At 75.1% G+C, this 18,114-nt stretch carries 15 protein-coding genes; 8 read left to right on the top strand and 7 right to left on the bottom strand.

The window, feature by feature from the left end; genetic code table 11:
- Positions 1–150: 150 nt before the first annotated feature.
- On the bottom strand, positions 151–771 hold the full coding sequence (locus ACFVGY_RS07070) for a hypothetical protein (protein ID WP_385672270.1): 621 nt from the start codon (positions 769–771) through the stop codon (positions 151–153).
- 133 nt (positions 772–904) lie between these two features.
- Here ACFVGY_RS07070 and ACFVGY_RS07075 point away from each other — a divergent pair, with 133 nt between their 5' ends.
- From ACFVGY_RS07075 to ACFVGY_RS07095, 5 genes are all read left to right on the top strand, one after another.
- The gene (locus tag ACFVGY_RS07075) at positions 905–1,582 is read left to right on the top strand and encodes a response regulator transcription factor (RefSeq protein ID WP_385672273.1); all 678 of its coding nucleotides are present in this window, start codon (positions 905–907) and stop codon (positions 1,580–1,582) included.
- The gene (locus ACFVGY_RS07080) at positions 1,575–2,984 is read left to right on the top strand and encodes a sensor histidine kinase (RefSeq protein ID WP_385672276.1); all 1,410 of its coding nucleotides are present in this window, start codon (positions 1,575–1,577) and stop codon (positions 2,982–2,984) included. Before ACFVGY_RS07075 ends, ACFVGY_RS07080 begins: the two co-directional genes overlap by 8 nt.
- Before the next feature lie 312 nt (positions 2,985–3,296).
- Positions 3,297–3,524, top strand: a complete 228-nt coding sequence (locus ACFVGY_RS07085; RefSeq protein WP_385672279.1) for a hypothetical protein — start codon at positions 3,297–3,299, stop codon at positions 3,522–3,524.
- Positions 3,521–4,483: an RNA polymerase sigma factor gene (locus ACFVGY_RS07090; RefSeq protein WP_385672282.1), complete on the top strand. Its 963-nt coding sequence runs from the start codon at positions 3,521–3,523 to the stop codon at positions 4,481–4,483. Before ACFVGY_RS07085 ends, ACFVGY_RS07090 begins: the two co-directional genes overlap by 4 nt.
- Complete coding sequence (locus tag ACFVGY_RS07095) at positions 4,467–5,153, top strand: hypothetical protein (RefSeq protein ID WP_385672285.1); 687 nt, start codon at positions 4,467–4,469, stop codon at positions 5,151–5,153. Before ACFVGY_RS07090 ends, ACFVGY_RS07095 begins: the two co-directional genes overlap by 17 nt.
- Positions 5,154–5,420: 267 nt before the next feature.
- On the opposite strand, the gene ACFVGY_RS07100 is transcribed toward ACFVGY_RS07095, so the two are convergent.
- The 4 genes from ACFVGY_RS07100 to ACFVGY_RS07115 form a co-directional block, all read right to left on the bottom strand.
- Entirely contained in the window at positions 5,421–6,701 is a 1,281-nt protein-coding gene (locus tag ACFVGY_RS07100) for a serine hydrolase domain-containing protein (RefSeq protein WP_385672288.1), read from the bottom strand.
- 148 nt (positions 6,702–6,849) lie between these two features.
- Entirely contained in the window at positions 6,850–7,695 is an 846-nt protein-coding gene (locus tag ACFVGY_RS07105; protein WP_385672291.1) for a C40 family peptidase, read from the bottom strand.
- 130 nt (positions 7,696–7,825) lie between these two features.
- Positions 7,826–11,869, bottom strand: a complete 4,044-nt coding sequence (locus ACFVGY_RS07110) for a helix-turn-helix domain-containing protein (RefSeq protein WP_385672294.1) — start codon at positions 11,867–11,869, stop codon at positions 7,826–7,828.
- Positions 11,870–12,030: 161 nt separating this feature from the next.
- Positions 12,031–12,396 (bottom strand): hypothetical protein, encoded by a 366-nt coding sequence (locus tag ACFVGY_RS07115; RefSeq protein ID WP_385672297.1) that lies wholly within the window; start codon positions 12,394–12,396, stop codon positions 12,031–12,033.
- Between the two features lie 324 nt (positions 12,397–12,720).
- Here ACFVGY_RS07115 and ACFVGY_RS07120 point away from each other — a divergent pair, with 324 nt between their 5' ends.
- Both ACFVGY_RS07120 and ACFVGY_RS07125 read left to right on the top strand, forming a co-directional pair.
- Entirely contained in the window at positions 12,721–14,814 is a 2,094-nt protein-coding gene (locus tag ACFVGY_RS07120) for a SpoIIE family protein phosphatase (RefSeq protein WP_385672300.1), read from the top strand.
- Positions 14,815–14,947: 133 nt separating this feature from the next.
- Positions 14,948–15,532 (top strand): Uma2 family endonuclease, encoded by a 585-nt coding sequence (locus ACFVGY_RS07125; protein ID WP_385672302.1) that lies wholly within the window; start codon positions 14,948–14,950, stop codon positions 15,530–15,532.
- A gap of 9 nt (positions 15,533–15,541) precedes the next feature.
- Here the strand turns inward: ACFVGY_RS07125 and ACFVGY_RS07130 are convergent, their stop codons facing one another.
- Positions 15,542–16,129, bottom strand: coding sequence for a YdeI family protein (locus tag ACFVGY_RS07130; RefSeq protein ID WP_385672305.1), 588 nt, complete (start codon positions 16,127–16,129; stop codon positions 15,542–15,544).
- Between the two features lie 98 nt (positions 16,130–16,227).
- Here ACFVGY_RS07130 and ACFVGY_RS07135 point away from each other — a divergent pair, with 98 nt between their 5' ends.
- Positions 16,228–17,169, top strand: a complete 942-nt coding sequence (locus tag ACFVGY_RS07135) for an endonuclease/exonuclease/phosphatase family protein (protein ID WP_385672308.1) — start codon at positions 16,228–16,230, stop codon at positions 17,167–17,169.
- Here the strand turns inward: ACFVGY_RS07135 and ACFVGY_RS07140 are convergent.
- Positions 17,159–18,052, bottom strand: coding sequence for a RimK family alpha-L-glutamate ligase (locus ACFVGY_RS07140; RefSeq protein WP_385672310.1), 894 nt, complete (start codon positions 18,050–18,052; stop codon positions 17,159–17,161). The two genes, ACFVGY_RS07135 and ACFVGY_RS07140, sit on opposite strands and share 11 nt — an antisense overlap.
- Between the last annotated feature and the right edge of the window lie 62 nt (positions 18,053–18,114).

Below are 18,114 nucleotides of genomic sequence, written 5' to 3' on the forward strand. Positions count from 1 at the left end.
CTTTTACATCCCCCGGCCCCCCCCGAGATCAACCCTGGCAGTGTCGTCGGCCGCGTCAGAGGTGTATAAGCGCCTGGGGGGGGGGCGGCGGGGGGCGGCCCGGGCGTCGCCGCGGGCGTCGCGGCGGGGCGGGCCGCACCCGGATCCGGGTCAGGTACGGGGGCCCTTGCCGCGGGGCGTGTTGCTGGTGATCGTGCCGTCCTCGCCGTTCAGGGTCACCGCGTGGCGGACGCCGTCGGTGCCGAGGACCACCGCCAGCCAGGCGCTCTTGCCGCCCTCCTGCGGCACCGCCCGCAGGGCCTCGACCTTGCCGCCCTCCACCGCGGCCGCCGCCTTCTCCGCCGCCTGCGCCGCCGGCAGCGCGGGCAGCGGCACCGGAGCCTTGACGGTGCCGCCCTCGCCCCGGCCCGGCTTCAGGCCCGGTACCGGCCAGCCGCGCTCCCCGTCGACCATGGGCGGCTCGCCGCCCTTGAACCGCTTCTGCCCGAACGGGCCGCCCACCGGCCCCTCCCCGCGGCCGTGGTGCCCGGGAGCCTGCGCGGCGAACTTCGCCCGCGCGTGTTCCCGGTGGTGGTCGTGCCCGGCAGCCGTCACGGCCACGGCCGCCGCCGCACCGCCACCGACCGCCGCGACCACCCCGAGCGCCACCCACCGCGTACGCCCCTCGCGGACCAGCCGGGCCATCCGGCCGCGGCTCTCCGCCGCCGGAGCGGACTTCGTCTCCTGCGCCGGCGTCGGGGACTCGGCGGGCTGGGGGCTGGACTGAGTCATGAGACTGCTCCTCGCGTTCTCCGGGCACCCTGCCCGGCTCGCCGGATCCTGCACCGGCCATGCTGAAGCTCCGCTGAAGCCGGCTGAAGACCTCTTCAGCAAACCGCCGCGGCGACCTGAGAACCTTGACCCCATGCGCGTACTGGTGGTCGAGGACGAACGGCGGCTCGCCGCTGCCCTGCAGCGGGGGCTGCAGGCCGAGGGCTTCTCGGTGGACGTCGCCCACGACGGCGTCGAGGGCCTCTGGCTGGCCTGCGAGCACGACTACGACGCCATCGTGCTCGACATCATGCTGCCCGGCCTCAACGGCTACCGGGTCTGCGCCCGGCTGCGGGCGAGCGGCTGCGAGTCCGGCATCCTCATGCTCACCGCCAAGGACGGCGAGTACGACGAGGCCGAGGCCCTCGACACCGGCGCGGACGACTTCCTCTCCAAGCCGTTCTCCTACGTCGTCCTCGTCGCCCGACTGCGCGCCCTCGTCCGGCGCACCGGCCGCCGCCGCCCGCAGGTCATGGAGTTCGGCGACCTGGTCATCGACCCGGCCCGGCAGCGCTGCACCCGCGGCGGCACCGAGGCCCGGCTGACGTCACGGGAGTTCGCGGTCCTGGAGTACCTGGCCCGGCGCGCCGGGGAGGTCGTCCCCAAACGGGACATACTGGAGAACGTCTGGGACTCCGCGTACGAGGGCGATCTGAACGTCGTCGAGGTCCACGTCAGCGCCCTGCGCCGGAAGATCGACGCGCCCTTCGGCCGGGCCGCGGTGGAGACCGTCCGCGGCGCGGGCTACCGGCTGGCGGCCGACGGTGGCTGACCCCGAGCCCCGCGGCACCGCCGCGCGGCTGCGCGCGGCCGTGCGCCGGCTGCGCCCCCGCTCGGTCCGCGCCCGGGCCACGCTCGGCGCCACCGCCGTGGTGGCCCTGGCCCTCGGCGCGGCCTCCTTCGCCCTGCTCGGGATCCTGGACGGCAGGCTCGTACGGGGTGCCCAGGCCGATGCCGAACGGCAGGCCCTCGCCACCGCCGCCCTCGCGGCACGCGGCCGGCTCGACAGCGTGCTGACCCCCGGCCTCGGCACCGACTTCCTCCAGGTCGTCGACGCCAAGGGCCGCGTCCTCGCCGCCAGCCCCGACCTCGCCGGCCGCCCCGCGCTCACCCCGACCCGCCCCGGCAAGCCGGGCACCGTCCGCAACACCTGGAAGCCCGTTCCGGCGCGCGGCGAACACCGCCTCCGCGTCGTCCAGGTCACCACCGTCACCGAGGAAGGGCTCGTCACCGTCTACGCGGGGACCTCCCTGCGCCAGGCGGATGCCGCGGACGAGACCATCACCGCCGTCCTGGCCGTGGTCGTGCCGCTGCTCGTCCTCACCGTGACACTGGTCACCTGGCGGGTGACGGGTTGGGCGCTGCGCCCCGTCGAGGCGATCCGCGCCGAGGTCGCCGAGATCAGCGAACGGGACCTGCACCGCAGGGTGCCCGTCCCGCGCAGCCAGGACGAGGTCGCCCGGCTCGCCGTGACGATGAACGACACCCTGGACCGGTTGGAAGCCGCCGGGATCCGCCAGCGCCGGTTCATCGCCGACGCCTCGCACGAACTGCGCAGCCCCATCACGGTGCTGCGCACCCAGCTGGAGGTCGCCCAGGCCCACCCCGACCCGGCGCTGTGGGGCGAACTGGTCGACGGTGCGCTGGAGGACACCGTACGGCTCCAGGCCCTCGCCTCCGACCTGCTCCTGTTGGCCCGGCTCGACACCTCGGAACCGGCGCCGGACTCCGTGGTCGACGTCGCCGAAGTGGCCAGGGAGGCGGCCCGCGCCCGCCGCGGCGACCGCGTCCCCGTCGAGCTGGAGATCGCCGACGGGGCCACCGTGCGCGGCAGCACGCTCTGGCTGTCCCGGCTCGTCACCAACCTCCTGGACAACGCGCAGCGCCACGCCGAGCAGCAGGTCCTGCTGACGCTGCGCGTCGACCGGGACCGCGGCACGGCCGTCGTGGAGGTACGGGACGACGGTCCGGGCATCCCGGCGGCCGACCGCGAGCGGGTCTTCGAGCGGTTCACCCGACTCGACGACGCCCGCAGCCGCGACGAGGGCGGCACCGGCCTGGGCCTGGCCATAGCCCGGGACATCGCCACCCGGCTCGGCGGCACCCTCGCTGCCCGGGACGCCCCGGCCGGCGCCCGCCTGGTGGCCACCCTCCCCCTCGACGCTGCGACGTAGGAAGGCGCAGGAAGGCGTAGGGCGGGGTGGGACCCTGCGCGCGGGGGGCGGTGGGGGCGGTGTGCGCCTCGACGCGCTGCCCCCGGACTCGCTGCTGCCGGACCGCGGCTGACCTGCGGCCGCTGGCACAGCCACCCCGCCGAGCGGGCTCTCCGGGCGAATCTGATTGTTCCCCGTTCTGCTTTTTTCGCGCCTGTCCATCTCTGTTCACCCCATGCTTGCCTCGGCTCTTGAAGGGGGGCGTGAGACACCGCCAAGGGCCTTGTCCCGAACGGAATTCGCCCATGGCCAGAGCAGCCGGAGGACGGCTCGATGAAGAACAACCGGATGATCGTCACGGTGGTGGCGCTCTTAGCGATCTTCGCCTTCAGCGTGGTGATGGTGGTGGCGGGCCAGCCCGTCGCCGCGATCACCGCGCTGATCCCGTCGGCCGCCCTCGGCGTGCAGCAGATCGTGCAGGTCGGCACGGGAGCGGCCGAGGGCCGGCGGGAGCGGCGGCCCTCCCCGCAGCCCGAGCGGGAAGAGGAGGAGCAGGGATGACCGTCCCCTCGGCACCCCGGGACGTGCCACAGGACAGGCGGGGCAAGCGGGGGCGGCCGCTCGGCCCCATCGCCGACGGCACCGGCGCGGCGCACCGGGCTTGGCTGGAGCCGCTGCGCGACGCCTTCCACGGCAGCGGCCTCACCCTCGACGATCTGCAGAACCGCACCGGCTGGCCCAAGTCGCACATCTCCGAACTGCTGCGCGCGGTCGAGCGCTACCCGCGCTGGGCCTTCGTCCGCACCGTCCTCACGGTGCTGAAGCCGCGGGTGTCGTACGCAGCGATGCGGTTGCGCTGGGTGCTGGCGGCGCGGGACGCCGGCAAACGGACCTCGTGGATCAAGGACTGCCTCCACGAGGCCGGCGGCACCGGCGGCGTCGCAGGGACGGGCGGCGTCGCCGGCGGCCGGGCCGTCGCCGCCGCGGGCCCGGTCCCCTTGGACTACCTGGCGTTCCAGCAGATGCACCGCCCGCACTACGCACGCTACGCGGCCGCGTTCCTGCGCCGGCCCGCCCTCGTCGACAAGGCCGTCGGCGACGTCTTCACCCTCCTGCTGCTGCTCTGGCACGACGCGCTGGCCAGCGAGAACCCCGAGCGGTTCGCCTGGCCGATCCTGCGCCAGACCGTGCTCGAGCACGCCCCTAAGGAGAACGGCCGCCCCTCGCTCGCGCTCGCCGCCTTCGACACCGTCGCCCTGGACACGGCCCCCGACCCGGTCGGCCAGGTCGAGGAGACCATGGCGCTGTTCCGGGCCGTGGCCGAACTGGCGCCCGTACAGCGGGACGTCGTCGTCCTGCTGCACCTGTGCGGCCTGGAGGACACCCAGGTGGCGGGCGAACTGGGGGTCTCCCTCGCCTCCGTACGTTCCACCGCGCGGCACGCCAAGCGCAACCTGCACACGATCCTGCACCCGATCAGCACCGCCGAGGAGGGACACCCCCGTGGCCTCGACCATTGACGCACTGCTCGCCCGCGCCCGCCTCCACGACGCCGCGTACCCGCCCGCCGACATCGCCGACCTCACCCGCACCCCCGACCGCGGCCCCGACCGTGCCCCCGCCGAGCGAACGACCGCCGAGGTCGCCCCCGCCGGCGGGCCCGCCGCCCCCGCCGCCGACCGGCAGCGGGCCATGCGGGGCGCTGCGGACGACCTCCAGGCGCTGTGCGAGACGGCCGTCACCGGCACCGCCGTCAGTGCGCTGGGCGGCGGCTTCCTCACCCAGACCCTGCCCCAGCCCTCCGGAGCGCGTGTCCTGGGCTGCATCCTGCTGCTCACCGACGCCGAGGACTCCGCCCGCTTCTGGTGGCAGTACGCGGCGGGCGCCGGGGACCCGATCGCCACCCACTGCCTGTACCTCCACCACCTGGCCCTGGGCGAGAACCGGCAGGCGGTGTGGTGGCGCCGCCAGACCGCCCGGGCCGAAGGGGCCGGGCTGCCCGCCGTCCTGCGGACCCCCCGGGCGGACGGGCGGGAACGGGGGCGGGGCCGGGCGACGGTCGACGCCGTCATGGAGTACGTCTCCGCCGCGGTCCGCTACGTCGACGACGATCTCGAACTCCCCCTCCCTGCACCGGACTTCAGTGAGCGGATCCGGGCCATCACGGCCGCCGGCGGCCCGTCGGCCTGACCGTTCCGATCCATCGCCGCACAGCGGTGTCGCGACGTACCTACAGCTCGTCGACCAGGTCGAACAGGCGCTCAGGCCGGGCGTCCTGGAACCGGGTGACCGGCTGCCGACCGCCAGGGGACGGCCGTCCACCTGGCCCTCGCCCTCGCGCTCGTCGCGCTGACGGCCGCTGCGCCGCGCCGTCGCCACCGCCTCGTCCGAGGCCCCGGGCAGGCGCCCCACCCCCGTGGGAGCGCCGGCCCGGGGGCCCGCGGGGCGCGGACCGGGTCAGCCGCGCTCCGGCAGGTCCGCTTCTGCCGGAGCGGGCCCCGGCGTCGTCGCGAGGCCGCGGCCCGTGGGCGCGACGGCGGACTTCCCGCCGCAGAACACGGCTTCGAGCGTGCCGCCCAGCGCGGTGTTGGCCTGGCCCCGGTTCGAGGTGTTCGCCATGGCGGCCAGCGCGCGCCGCCCGTCGCGGGTGGCGAAGGCGTACGTGTAGTAGCCCTGCACCGTTCCCGTGTGGCCGTACACCTGCACTCCGCACGTCAGGTCGTAGCGCCGCAGCCCGAGCCCGTAGAACCGGGTGCGCGCGGCGTCGGTGGGGCTCATGACGAGCATCGAGTCCAGCATCCGCGGCGGCAGCAGCCGCCCCCCGAGCAGCGCGGACATGAAGGTGTTCAGGTCGGCCGGGCTGGAGATCATCGCCCCGGCGGCCTGCGCCCACGAGGCCGTCTGCTCGGTGGAGTCCACCAGCGGCGCCCCTGCCCCGTCGGGGTGGAGGTAGCCGCGCACGTGCCGCCCCGGCACGGCCGTGGCCGGGTGCACGTACGCCGTGCGGTCCAGCCCCAGCGGCTTGATGATGCGGCGCTCGTACTCCTGTGCCAGGCCGTGCCCGGTGGCCTTCTCGATGAGCATGCCGACGATCACGAAGTTGGTGTTCGAGTACGCGTACGCCGCCCCCGGCTGCGTGGTGCGCGGCTCGCGCAGCGAGAGGGCGACGAGCTCCCGGGGACCGAACACCTTGTTCCGGACGGCCTCGAAGCCGGGCACGGTGTCCGCGAACATCGCGTCCGTGTAGTCGGCCAGGCCGCTGCGGTGGGACAGCACGTGGCGCACCGTGATCCGGTCGCCGTCGGGCAGCAGCCCGGGCAGGTGCCGTTCGACCGGGTCGTCCAGGCCCAGCCGTCCCTCGGCCGCGAGCTGGAGCAGGACGACCGCGGAGAACGTCTTGGTGACGCTGCCGATCCGGAAGCGGGCCCGTGGGTCCATGGCCGCGCCGCCGGCCCGGTCCCGCACCCCGACCGCCTTGGCCACGGGGCGGCCCGGTCCGGTGAAGCGGGCCATGGCCCCGGGGGCGCCGGCCGCGGTCGTGCTGCGCAACGCCCGTACGAGCGCGTCGAGATCGGGCCGCGGCGCCGGGGTGGGGGAGATCCCGGCGGGCGTGGCGGCCGGCCGGGTCGCGGCGGCGGCATGGGCGGTGGCGGCCGGTGCCACGACGGCCACTGCGGCCAGCAGGGCGGCGCCGATGGTCAGGCGGCGGTGGTGGTGGTGGTGGGTGGGCAGGCGCACGGTGCTCCTCGGCGGGATGCGGAGAACAGGAGGAGGGAGGACGGGGAGGAGGAGGGAGGAGGGGGGAGGGGGGAGGAAGGGGGAACGGAGTGGGGGAGGAGGGGGGGATCGTACGGCGCGCCCGGGGGCGCGCCGTGCACGCAACGCGTCAGAAGGTGCAGGTGGGCACGCCGTCCAGCCATGCGGGTCCCTGGATGTAGATGTTCGTCATCCACGCCCGGTAGTCGGGCAGGTAGGACCAGGCGTCGTTGGTGTAGCCGTCCGAGGTCACCTTCTCGGCGTGCTTCTGGCACTGGACGCGGATCGTCGTCGGCCCCGGGAAGGCGTACACGCGGGCGGCCGAGGTGGAGGGGAGGGCCTTGGTCCAGACACCGGTGCCCCACGTCCGGAAGAGGGATCCCGTCACGGGACCGGGGTTGACGCGCACCGCCCCGTAGTAGTCGCCGGACAGCCGGACGTCACTGACCATCAGCTTGGTGCCGGACTGCCTGGCCTCCGCCATCCTGCCGGCTCCGAGGTAGACGGCGATGTGGTGCAGGTCCCGGGAGGTCCCCCACACGAGCAGGTCGCCGGGGAGGAGCGGCGCGAGGCCCTGGGCGGCCGTGAAGCGCTCGGCCGCGCGGTGCGTGTAGTACTGGGAGGACGCGGTCCCGTTCAGGACGTCCGAACCGGTGGCCCGCGCATAGGCGTACCGGACGAGCCCCGAGCAGTCGAAGCCGAGCCGTTCGGGATCGTGCTCGCTCGCCGGGTCGGTGGGGTCCACCTGGCCGTACGTGGCACCCGGCTCCGGGCCGTGACCACCGCCCCAGGAGTACCAGACACCGGCTGCCACCTGCTCACAGGCGGCGGCGACCGCCCGTTCCGCCTCCGGGGAGGCCCCCGGGGCCAGGACCCGGCACGAGGTGTCGGCGGCGGCCGGGGCAGGGCCGGGCGCCCACAGAAGGAAGGCGAGGAGTGCGATGAGCGTGCCGAGGGGAGCGGACCGGCGAAGCATGCGGGACCCCGTTTCTGGTGCCGTGGGCGGGTATGGGCACGAGCCTGCTGGCAGCGCGGCCGCGGCGTCGAGATCCGGGCGTCACCCCACCCGTACGGGCAACGGGAAACCCCCGGGAAACCCGCGCCGGTCAGGGCTTTCCGGTGCAGTGCGCGGCGGCTTCCGGGATGTTCGCCGGATCATCGGGAAGGCTGCCTGACGGATTGTCGGATGATCCGCCGGGCGGGTTGTCGGATGGATTGTCAGGCGGGTTGTCCGACGGATCGCCGGACGGGCCGTGGGCCGCGCCGAGTCGGCAGATGGCCGCCAGCCGGGCCGCCGGGTCGGGGTTCCAGAGCCGGACCGTGCCGTCGGTGCTGCTGCTGGCCACCGTCCGCCCGTCGGGAGAGAAGACCACGCCCCACACCGCGTTCACATGACCTGCCAGGGCGGCCCACAGCCGTCGCCCCGGCACGTCCCACAGCCGGACGGTACGGTCGTTGCCGCTGCTGGCCAGGGTGCGGCCGTCGGGGGAGAAGGCGATGCCCCGGGCGGCGCCGACGTGTCCAGCCAGCACCGCCGTGACCGCGTGCCGCCGCACCTCCCACAGGCGTACGGTGCCGTCGTTGCCGCTGCTCGCCAGGATCCGCCCGTCCGGGGCGAAGGCCACGGCCCGCACCGCGCCCGCGTGCCCGGTGAGGGTGGCCAGCGGGGCCCGACCGGCCACGTCCCACAGGCGGACCGTCAGGTCGTCGCCCGCGCTCGCGAGGGTGCGCCCGTCGGGGCTGAACGCGACGTCATTGGCGAAGTCGGTGTGGCCGGTGAGCGTGGCCAGGGGCGCCCGCCCGGGCACGTCCCACAGGCGGACCGTGCGGTCGGAGGACGCCGAGGCGAGCGTCCGCCCGTCCGGGGCGAACGCGACCGCGTACACGATGCCGCCGTGGCCGGTCAGCGTGGCGAGCGGCGTGCGCGCGGCGACGTCCCACAACCGGACCGTGCCGTCGGAGCCCGCCGAGGCCAGGGTCCGTCCGTCCGGGGCGAACGCCACCGCGTAGACGGCCTCCGTGTGCCCCTCGAACACCGCGGCCACCCGCCGCGCGGCCACGTCCCACACCCGCACCGTGTGATCGCCGTCGGCGGTGGCCAGCAGCTTCCCGTCCGGGCTGTACGCGGCATGCCAGACCTCGGCGAACGGCCGGGACGCCAGGACCGGACCGCGCAGGTCCCACAGCACCACGGACTGGTCGAAGGAGGCCGTGGCCAGCACCGCCCCCGCCGGGTCCACGGCGAGCGCCAGCACGTAGTCGGTGTGCCCCGACAGCGTGGCCGTCGGCCGGCCGCTGCGCACGTCCCACAGCCGGGTGGCCCCGTCGCCGCCGGCGCTGACGACCGTCGTGCCGTCCGGCAGGTAGGAGACGGCGTTGACGTCGTCGCTGTGCCCGGTCAGGGTCGCGGTCGCCCGCTGCCCGGCCACGTCCCACAACCGCACCGTGCGGTCGCTGCCGCCGCTGGCCACGCTCCGCCCGTCCGGGGCGAAGGCCACGCCCAGCACCCCGCCCGTGTGCCCGCGCAGGACGGCGGGCGGACGGTCCCCGGCCACGTCCCACAGCCGGACCGTCTGGTCGGCGCCGGCCGAGGCCAGCGTCCGGCCGTCCGGTGCGTACGCCAGCGTCTCCACCCGCTCCGTGTGCCCGGTCAGGACCCGCGGCGGGTCCGCCCCGCCCGCCGGATCCCGCAGCTGCACCGTGCCGTCGGCGGCCGCCACGGCGAGGGTGCGCCCGTCGGGGGAGAACACCACCGCCCGGGCGCCCGCCGTCTCCGCCGGCAGCTCGGCCGTGACCCGCCCCGCGGTGTCCCACAGGCGTACGGGGCCTTCGGTGGAGGTCGCCGCGAGGGTGAGGCCGTCGGGGCTGAACGCGACCGACCGGACCCGCCCGGGCATCGTCAGGGTCGCGGCCGTCCGCCGGTCGGAGACCCGGCGCAGCAGCACCTTCCCGTCGGAACCGGCCGTCGCCAGCAGCCGGTTGCCCGGGGCGAAGGCCACCGCGTTGACCGGACCGCTGTGCCCGGTGAGCCGGGCGAGGAACGGCTGGGACTGGGTGCTCAGCAGCGCCCCGCGCGCCTGCGGGGTCGCCTCCGTGCGGTACGCCTCCTCCGCCAGCCGCATCGAGGCCTCGGGCCGGCCGGCCGCGAGCGACGCCGACTCCGCGGCGAGTGCGTGCGACCGGGCGACGCGTTCCTGGCCGAGGGCCTGTCCCCGCTGCCGGTACGCGACCCCGCCCGCGCTCACGGAGAGGACCAGCAGGACCAAGAGGAGCGCCAGCATCCGCTGCCGGCGCCGGACCTGGCGCCGGGCCTGCGTCCGCCGGGCGTCCTCGGCGGCCGTGCTCGCCCCCAGGTACTCGGCCTCCAGCGGGGTGAGCCGGCTCCCGCCGTCGAGCTCCTCGGCCCAGGACCGGGCGGTCTCCAGCCGGGTCCCGCGGTGCAGGACCGACGGGTCGCGGCCCTCGCGCTCCCACTCGGCGGCCGCCTCGGCGAGCTGACGATGGATCAGCAAACCGTCCCGGTCCGCGTGGATCCAGCCGTGCAGCCGCGGCCAGGCGTGCAGCAGGGCCTCGTGGGTGATCTCCACGGTGTCGCGGTCCGCCGTGACGAGCCGGGCCCGGACGAAGGCGTCCAGCGCCCGCGCGGCCGGCGCCGCCCCGTCCGTGAACTGCTCCAGCAGCGCGCTCCGGCCCACCCGGCGGCGGGTCGGCCCGGTGTCCTCGGCGACGTGGACCAGGGCCACCAGGATCCGGCGCACCATCCGCTGCTCGGCCGGGTACAGCCGGGCGAACACGCTCTCGGCGGTCTGCGCCACGGCCCCCCGGATGCCGCCGGTGTGCTCGTACCCCGCGACGGTCAGCATCGACCCCTCGCGCCGCTGCCACGTCGCCAGCAGCGCGTGCGACACCAGCGGCAGCGCGCCGGCCGGTGCCGCGGCCCGCCCGGCGCCGTCCGCGTCGGCGAGGCCGTCGCGTACGCCGGCGTCCCGCAACAGCAGGGGCAGCAGGCCGGGTTCGAGGCCGAGCCCGGCGTGCTCCGCCGGGCGGGCGACGGCCTCCTTGAGCTCGGACACGGACATGGGCGGCAGGACGAACAGGCCGTCGGCGAAGACCGCGGCGAGCTCGGGGAGGTCCAGGCAGTTGCCGGAGAAGTCGGCGCGCAGCCCGAGGACCACGACGGCGGCGTCCTGCTCCGTTCGGGCCGTGGCCAGGGCGCGGAGCACGCGGACGAAGGCGTGTCGTTCCTCCTCGTCACCGCAGAGGGTGAAAACCTCCTCGAACTGGTCGACGATCAGTACCAGCCGTACCGTGGGCCCCCGCTGCCCCACCACCTCCAGGAGCCGTTCGGGCCGCTCGGCCAGCTCCCGCGGGGTGACGCCGAGATCTCCGCCGAACACCTTCGCGGTGCAGTCCAGCAGTTCCTGCACGGGGTGCGCGGTCGGGGTGAACCGTACGACCGGCCACGACGCGGCGCCGGCCGCCGGGAAGCCGCCGCGGCGCCGCAGCGCCGGCACCAGACCCGCGCTCAGCAGCGAGGACTTGCCCGCGCCCGACCGGCCCACGAGCAGCAGCGGGCCGCAGCCGATCCGCTCGAAGACCCGCTCGACGAGCGCGGCCGTCACGCGCTCCCGGCCGAAGAACCGGTCCGCATCCCGGTCGGTGAAGGCCGCCAGCCCCCGGTAGGGGCACTCCCCCTCCGACTGCGGGACGGACGGCGGCCCACCCGCGGACCCGGGGCCCGCGGCGCCGACCGGGGCACGGGCGGTGACCGGGGCGGGGGCCGGTGCCCGCGGGGCGGCGGCGTCCCGGCCCGCGGCCGCCTCCGCCTCCGCCTCCCGAGCCAGCCGCAGCAGTGTGCCGTCGGCCTCCAACACCCGGTCGCAGCGCAGTGCCACGTCCACGGTGACCCGCTTGGCACCGGTCTCGATCTTGCTCAGGTAGCCCTTGCTGTAGTGCGTCTGGCGGGCCAGGCCCGCCAGCGACAGGCCCCGTTCGATCCGCAGCCGGCGCAACTGGGCCGGGAACGCCGCCGCCGCGCCGCCGTCGCCGGCCGCCGCCGGTACGGGCGTCCGCGCTGCTGCGGACGGGTCGGGCTGGTCAGTGGTGTTCCGTCCGCGGTCCGGGTCCGGGTCCCCCACGGCGTCCCCCATGGCAGTGTGCGCCCAGGTCGTGAGATGGCAGCCCCAGGCTACAGCGGGGGCCGGACCGTCCGGCGTGCGCCGCGTCCGGCGTGGCGGAAAACAGCACAGCAGGGCAGCCCTGCGGAGCCGGCGCGCGGCGGATCCGCAAGGCTGCCCGAACCGGCGCGTGGCTACGGCCGGTTGAGGGTGACGGAGTTGATCGGCGTGAGGTTGGCGTAGACGCCCCGGCCCGCACCGATCGGGGCGCCGCAGCCCACCCCGTTGGAACCGGTGCACAGGCTCGCGGTGGCGCCGCCGTACTGGTTGTTGAGGACCCAGTGGTTGCCGTACTGGTTGCTCAGGTTGTGGGCCCCGTAGCGGGTGAAGACGTGGGTCGGCTTGACGGCCGGGTTCTGGTTCTCCGGGTATATGCAGACCGACCCGTACGGGCAGCCCGCCCATTCGTCGGCGGGCCGGGCGTCGGCCGCACCGCCCAGGGCCAGGACGGCCGCGGCGGCGGTGGCGAAGGCGGCGGCACTGCGGAACACGGTGCGCATCGTTCCCCCCATGTGTATGGCGTGCGTGCTGATGGTGACGGGATCAGCCTGTGCGCGCGGCCGGGGGAGGTCGACGGGTTTCCTGTCGCCCGTCGCCCGGCCGCGCGGGAAACCGCCCCCGGCCTGCGCGCCCGTACCGCCGTGGGCAACCCGGCGGCCGGTCACCTTCCGTCGTGCACCGAACGCGTTCCGTCAGATGTGTCCTCCGCCCGCGGGGCGCGCAGAATTGAGGAGGCGGCCCGCCACCTGACGTGCGGGCTCCGACAGCCTCCCGCGCGGGCCGTGCGTGCACCGGGCGGGCCGTGCGCGGAAGGGGGCCAGGCGATGCCAGCGGCCGGGCCGGGGGGCGAGCCGGGGACCAGCCCGCTCCGCTCGGAACCGGGGGCGCTGCTGGAGGACGTGCCCGTGGCCGTCTTCGGAATCGATACGGAGGAGCGGGTCTGCTACTGGGGCCCCGGAGCGCAGGCCCTGTTCGGACTTCCGGCCGAGGCCGTGCTGTCCCGGCCCGCCGCGGACCTCTTCCCGCCGCCCTCCCCCGGGGAGCCGGGCAGCGCGGCCCGGCTCGCCGAGCGTGCCCACGCCCTCGGATACTGGCGGGTACGGATGTCCGCGCTGCACGCGGACGGCACCGTCTTCAACTGCGGGTTCCGGGTCTTCCCGCTGACCGGCCCGACGGGCGCCACCGTCGTCCTCGGACTGGCGGCCCGGGGCGAGGACCTCGACCGGGTCAAGACCAATCTCGTCTTCATCGACACCCTCTTCAAGACCTGCCCGATCGGCCTGGTCATGCTCGACGAGGAACTGCGCTACGTCCACCTCAACCAGGCCCTGGCCGACATGGACGGCATCCCCCTCACCGACCACCTCGGGCGCCCCGTCGACGACATCATGATCACCTCGGACGGCGGCGAGTACCAGCGGATGCTGCGGGCCGTCGCCCGCGGCGGCCTCACCGTCGTCGGCGCCCTCGTCGGACTGCGCACCCCGGGCCGCCCGGACCTCGACCAGGTGCGCTCGGTCAGTTTCTTCCCGCTGAGCGGAGCCGGCGACACCCGGCGCGGCGTCGGCGGCCTCATGGTCGACGTCACGGACCGGGAACGGGCCATCCTCGAAGCCAGCGCCGCCCGGCAGCGCCTCGCCCTCCTCGACCGGGCCGCGGCCCGCATCGGCACCACCCTCGACCTCGACGTCACCGCCCACGAACTGGTCCAGGCGGCCGTGCCCGACTTCGGCGACGGCTGCGTCGTGGAACTCGTCGAATGGATGGACGAGACCGAGGACTTCGACCCGCAACTGCCGCTCATCACCCGGCGGATCGCCTCCGGCACCGTCCTCGACGCCCCCGCCGCCGACGAACTCCTCGGCGGCCTGGAGCGGGTCGTCTACCCGCCCGGCTCCAGCATCCACGAGATGCTGAGCACCGGCCGCCCCCTGTCCGTCCCGGTCGACGCGGAGTTCCTCGCCCGGACCGTCACCCACCCGCAGCGTGCCCGGCTGCTGTTGGACAGCGGCTTCGCCGACATCCTCATCGCACCGCTCATCGCCCGCGGCACCGTGCAGGGCCTCGCCATCTTCGGCCGGTCCGCCCGCCGCCCCGCCTTCGCCACGGAAGACCTCCGCCTCGCCGGCGAGCTCGCCTCCCGCGCCGCCCTCTGCCTGGACAACGCCCGCCTGTACGGCCGGATCCAGGACATCGCGCTCACCCTCCAGCGCGCCCTGCTGCCCAGCGCCCCGGCCGCCGGACCGTACGTCGACATCGCCCACCGCTACCTACCGGGCAGCCGCGTCACCGAGGTCGGCGGCGACTGGTACGACGCCATCGCCCTGCCCGGCGGCCGGGTGGCCCTCGTCGTCGGCGACGTCATGGGGCACGGGGTCCTCGCTGCCGCGGCCATGGGCCGGTTGCGGATCACCGCCAAGACCCTGGTCCGGCACACCTCCGACGACCCGGCGGCCCTCCTCGCCGAACTCGACGACTGCGCCCAGGAGGCGGGCATCGAATGGGCGACCTGCCTGTTCCTCGACTACGACCCGCACACCGGCAGTGCCCGCATCGCCAACGCCGGCCACCTGCCGCCCCTGCTCCGCACCCCGGACGGCACCGTCCGCACCCTCGGTGAGGACCTCGGCATCCCGCTCGGGGTGGGCGGGGTGGCCTACCGCTCGATCGCGGTCGACCTCCCCGAGGGCGCCGTCCTCGCCCTGTACACCGACGGGCTCGTCGAGAACCGCGGCCAGGACATCGACACCGGTGTCGACACCCTCCGCAGCCGGCTCGCCGCCCCCGTCGACTCCCTGGAGGAGGCCGCGGACCGCATCCTCGCCGAGCTCCTCCCCGACGCCGGCGCCACGGACGACACGGTCCTCATCCTGGCCCGCGTCCGCCGGGCTCCGCCGGCTGGCGAGCCGGCGCGGTGACGCCGGCGGAAGATCGTAAACCCCGAGTGGGGGAATGGAGTTGGAGCCTCCACCCCGTTCGGGCGAATGTGGGGGGAATGTCGGCGGCGCCGTCTACCCTCGGGACAGAGTGAGCCCCCAGAGGGAGGAAGCCATGGCCGTGATGCAGCACGAGACCACGATCGCGGAAGCAGCCGATCGTCTTTCCGAGGAGCTTCCCGGGCACCGAGTGGAGATTCTCCAGGGGAGGCTCACCGTGACACCACCCGCCGACGGGCGGCACGCCCTGTCGCTGACGTGGCTGATCGAGAGGTTCTACGAGGCCGGTGCGAGGAAGGCCGGCCTGCGGTACGTCCAGAACATCGGCATCTGGCTGCCCACCGGGGCGGACGACTTCGCCATCCCGGACTTCTCCCTGGTCGAGGCCGACTTCGTGAACCACAAGATCGCGAAGAACTGCTACGCCCCGGACGTCTTCCGCCTGGTCGTCGAAGTGACCTCGTCGAACTGGTCGGACGACCTCGGCGTGAAGGTCGACAGCTACGCCAACGCAGGCATTCCCGTCTACCTCGTCGCGGACAGGCGCCACGACGAGGCCGTCCTCTGCTGCGATCCCCGCAACGGCACGTACCGCCTCCGTCGCACCTTCAAGCGGGGCGAGTCCGTCCCCGTCCCCGAGCACGTCGGCGTGTCCCTGGAGCTTCCGGTCGACCTGCTCCTCGACGGGGATCCGGACTGATTCCGCCCGTCAGTCGTCGTCGCGCCGGGGCTGCCCCGCGGCCAGGAGGGTCACCGCGCGGTCGAGGCGGGTCCGGCGGGCCTCCGGGGTGAGGGCCTGCAGGACCGGGAGGATCGCCAGGTAGCGGCCGGTCCGGTCGAGCGCCTCGAACGCCGCCCGGGCGGCGGGGTGTTCGGCCAGGGCCGCGGTGACGTCCTGCGGTACCGCCGCGGACTTCTGCGAGGCGTAGGCCCCCGCCCACCGTCCGTCCTCCTGCGCCTTGCGCACCTCGGCCAGGCCGGGTTCGCGCATCCGGCCCAGTGCCGTCAGTTCGGCGACCTTCTCCACGTTCACCTGCGACCACAGGCTCCGCGGCCTGCGCGGCACGTACTTCTGCAGGTAGAACTGCTCGTCGAGGGACCGGCGTTGACCGGAGATCCAGCCGTAGCACAGGCCGCTGTCGACCAGTTCGTCGCTCGTGACCGAGGGGATGCCGGAGTTCTTCTTCGCGACCTTGATCCACACCCCTTCCTGCCGCCCGTAGTGCTCGGCCAGCCAGCCCTCGAACGCCCCGCCGTCGGCGAAGGCGACCACTTCCACACCGTCCAACTCGTCCATGAGGCCCAGGCTAACGCCGGGACGACGACCCGGGCGGAACCGGATTCCCGCCTCCCACGTCTTCGCCCCGGAACGTGAGGGGAGCCGGAGCGGGGAGCATGAGGCAGAGGAAGATCATGCCGCGGGCAGCCGTTGCCGGCGGGCTCGGGGCCGTGACCGCCGGGCTACTGGCGTTCCACCGCGCCCTGCCGAACCTGCCCGGCAGGCCCGCCGGGCTGCTGGAGACCTTCCTGCCCTGGCTCGGCCTGGCCGTCCCGGCCCTCCTCGGCTGGGCCCTGCTGCGCCGGTCGGCCCCGGCCGCGTACGCCGCCCTGCTGCCGGCGGCCGCCTGGCTCTGGCTCTTCGGCGGGTTCCTGCTCCCCGGCCCGGATCCGGACCCGGACGGCGCCGACCTCGTCGCCGTCCAGCACAACGTCAGCGACGAGAACCCCGACCCGGCCGGCACCGCGCGGGCGCTGGCCGCGACCGGGGCCGACCTGATCGCCCTGGAGGAGCTGACCCCCGCCGCGCTGCCGGCCTACGCGGCCGCCCTGGCGCCGCAGTACCCGTACCACGCGGCCGGCGGCACCGTCGGGCTCTGGTCGAAGCACCCCCTCGCCGACGCGCGGCCGGTGGACATCCGACCGGCGAGCCTGGGGGAGGAGTGGAACCGCGGGCTGCGGGCGACCGCCCGGACCCCGCGCGGGGCGGCGGCCGTGTACGTCGCGCACCTGCCCTCGCTCCGCCTCGGCGCGCACGGCTTCGGCTCCGCCCGCCGTGACGAGAGCGCGGTCCTCCTCGGCAGGGCGCTGGCCGCCGAGCCGCTGGACCGGGTGATCCTGCTCGGGGACCTCAACAGCACCGTGGACGACCGCGGGCTCGCCCCGGTCACCGCCCGGATGACCCGGCCCGGCCGGGACTTCGCCTTCAGCTGGCCCGCCGCGCTGCCCGTGGCCCGGATCGATCAGGTCCTCACCCGCTCGGCCGCCGTCGTACGGGTCCGGACCCTGCCCGCGACCGGAAGCGACCACCTGCCGGTCGTGGCCGACGTCAGGTGGTGACGCCGGCCCGCTCGGCGGTGCGCCGGTACACGAGGTCCGCGAACCGGGCCGGCCCCTGCGCCTCGTGGTCCATGAACAGGTTCGGCTCCACCAGCTCCAGCTCCATCACCACCGGCGATCCGTCGTCGGCGTACGCGATGTCGACCCGCGCGTACAGCAGCTCCTCCTGCCGCTCCGGTACGGCGGCCAGTGCCGCCCGCGCCAGCGCGAGCTCGGCGGCCGACGGCCGGTGCGGCCGCAGGTTCGGGTGGGGGACCCGGTCGTTGTCGACGACCCCGGGCTCGGTGAGCACCGGGTCCTTGCGTATGGCATGGCTGAACGCGCCGCCGAGGAAGACGAGCGCCCGTTCGCCCTCGTCGATCCGGGACAGGTACGGCTGCACCATCACCGTCGACCCGGCGTCGTGCAGCGCGGCCACGTGCCCCACCGCCAGATCGCGCTGCGCCGCCGTGTACCGGGCGGCGCCGTACGCGCCCGCCGACACGGAGGGCTTCACCACGAACTCGCCGCCGTCCGGCAGGACCGCTTCCTCGCCGGGCGCGACGAACCGGGTCGGGACGACGGGAACGCCGCGTCCGGCGAGGTCCCGCAGGTAGACCTTGTCGGTGTTCCACCGCACGACACCCGCGGGATTGTCCAGCCGCGCCACTGCCTGGACGGCATCGGCCCACGCCAGGAACTCCGGCCGCCGCAGCGGGTAGTCCCAGGTGGACCTGATCACCACCGCATCGCACCCCGACCAGTCGAAGTCCTCGTCGTCCCAGGCCGCGGCCTCGGCGTCGAGGCCCCGCGCGCGCAGGGCCTCCAGCAGCGCCGGCATGTCCGAGTCCGCGTCGAGGCCCGGGGCCGAGGTGGCCAGGGCCACCCGAGTGGTGACGGTCATCCGCTTCTCCTTCGCAGCAGGCTGCGCGCCGGAACGGCCCCGGCGCGGCCGCCTCAGGCTAG

Origin of the sequence: Streptomyces sp. NPDC127106, assembly GCF_042677605.1 — a bacterium.
Lineage (GTDB): Bacteria > Actinomycetota > Actinomycetes > Streptomycetales > Streptomycetaceae > Streptomyces.